Source organism: Phyllobacterium sp. P5_D12, assembly GCF_054049495.1.
Genome location: NZ_JBFUMG010000716.1, coordinates 1 through 1926, shown reverse-complemented (window position 1 = coordinate 1926; position 1926 = coordinate 1). Strand labels below are relative to the sequence as shown.

Below are 1926 nucleotides of genomic sequence, written 5' to 3'. Positions count from 1 at the left end.
GGAACAAGACGCCCGGCGTAACCACGAGCGAGGCTGCGATATCCAGCCGGCGCCGCATGCCGCCGGAATAATCCTTGACCTGTTTGGCGGAGGCATCTGCAAGATCGAAGGCGGTGAGAAGATCGTCTGCCCGCTGCTTTGCGGCTTGACCGCGAAATCCCCACAGCCGCGCTAGCAGGATCAGGTTTTCACGTCCCGTCAGATCTTCGTCAAGCGAGGCAAACTGCCCGGTCATGGCGATGGAACCGCGTATCTCGTGCGGAGACTGCTTGAGATCAAAACCCAGTACCTTTGCCGAACCGGCATCGGGGGGAAGCAAYGTCGCCAGCATACGCAGCAAGGTTGTCTTGCCCGCACCATTCGGGCCTAGAATGCCGAATATCATGCCGCGCGGCACATCAAGATCAATACCATCGACAGCACGGACATCGCCAAAATATTTGCTGAGGCCCCGCGCCTCGATGGCGGTACCTTTCGGCGGTTGGGCGGTATCGGGCATCGTCACGGTCCTTCAATTTGCAGTTGGCCGACTATGAGTCAGCGGCAAGATGGGCAGCGGCGGGGCGGATAGATAGCAATGCGGGCGTTTTCTGTCAAAGTGTCGCAGGCAGCTGCCTGAAATCTGCCGTCTCGCCGGACGAATGACAGACAGAAATACCGTGCAATAATTATTCGGAAAGCTTCAATGTTCACAATGCTGGTATCATGAACAGATATTCCTTCGGCTTCTGGATATTCGTTTTGTGCGCTATCGCCGTAAGCGGCGTGATTTATGGCGCGATATTCTATGATGACTGGTCGCTGATTGGCGCCGTTTTTGCCCTGTTTGTCTGTGTTCCGGTCATTGCCTTTGAGCGGGGACTTCTGCTGCCGCGTCTGAACGCCTGGGTCACATCTCTTTCGACCCCGGCCTATATTATTTTCTCCCTTCTCGTTTTCTATTTGATGGTCAGCGTGGCTTTCGCGGCCTGCGGTGGTCTGCTTTGGTCCCTGGGGCGTCTGAAGGCTATAACTTGGCGGGAAGCCGTCATTTTGCCGGCGGATATCTTGCTTTACACAATCGGGGTATCGCTGATTCTCAGTTTTGTCACCCGCGTCCGCGAACTGCTCGGCCGAGACGTCTTCGCCAGTCTGCTTCTTGGCCGGTACCGCAAACCCATCGAAGAAGAGCGAGTGTTCCTGTTCATCGATCTTGTCGGATCTACGTCTTTTGCCGAGGAATTCGGGGACCTACGCGCGCAACAGTTTCTCAGTGCATTGTTTACGGCTATTGCCAAACCCGTGCGACAGTATCGAGGCACCATTGACGATTATGTCGGTGATGCGGCGATTATAACCTGGCCGATGGCGCGCGGACTGAGACAAGATAATTGCGTGAAGTGTGCGTTCGCGATCGTCGACGCGATCGAGGCCGACGCCGACAAATGGCTGCAGAAATTCGGTCGAGTACCGCGTCTGCGCATAGCTCTGCATGGCGGGCCCATTGTCACCGCGGAGGTCGGAGTGGATCACCACAAGATCGCTTATTTTGGCGATACCGTGAATACGACAGCACGTCTGGAAGGCCTGAGCCGTACACTCGGTGTGCCGATATTGATTTCGAGCGATCTGGCGAAACGCCTGGAATTTTCCGGCGACATCAAAGCTGAATATCTCGGCCAGCATGCGCTGAAGGGCAGGGGACAGTCGCTCGGCGTCATGGCGCTGACACGGGAGAAGGAACCTGCGCTAAAGCTGGTGGCCCGGAGTGCGTAATGTATATCCTGCCCTCGACAATTTCTGTCCACAAAGCGTCAAATCAGCGGATTGGGCGGTGACAGCGCTTGTGCGGTGCGATATGGTCTCCTTCGTCGAGGGTCTTCGATTGTAGAATCAAGGGCCCTGTCAATTTGCGGGAGAGTGTCTTTGCACAGCGATGTGCAGGTC

Annotated in this window: 2 protein-coding genes; one reads left to right on the top strand and one right to left on the bottom strand. The window is 56.0% G+C overall.

Features of this window, described 5'->3' with window-relative positions; translation table 11 throughout:
- Positions 1-499 (bottom strand): ABC transporter ATP-binding protein (locus ACXJ5O_RS25625; RefSeq protein WP_457302365.1); only part of this gene is annotated, 499 nt, incomplete at its 3' end.
- A 206-nt stretch (positions 500-705) separates the two neighbouring features.
- Here ACXJ5O_RS25625 and ACXJ5O_RS25620 point away from each other — a divergent pair.
- The gene (locus tag ACXJ5O_RS25620) at positions 706-1755 is read left to right on the top strand and encodes an adenylate/guanylate cyclase domain-containing protein (RefSeq protein WP_457302364.1); all 1050 of its coding nucleotides are present in this window, start codon (positions 706-708) and stop codon (positions 1753-1755) included.
- The last annotated feature ends 171 nt before the right edge of the window (positions 1756-1926 follow it).

Excerpts from the sequence above, each read along its gene's own strand:
- ACXJ5O_RS25620 (WP_457302364.1), top strand. The coding sequence starts at position 706 with ATGAACAGATATTCCTTCGGCTTCTGGATATTCGTTTTGTGCGCTATC.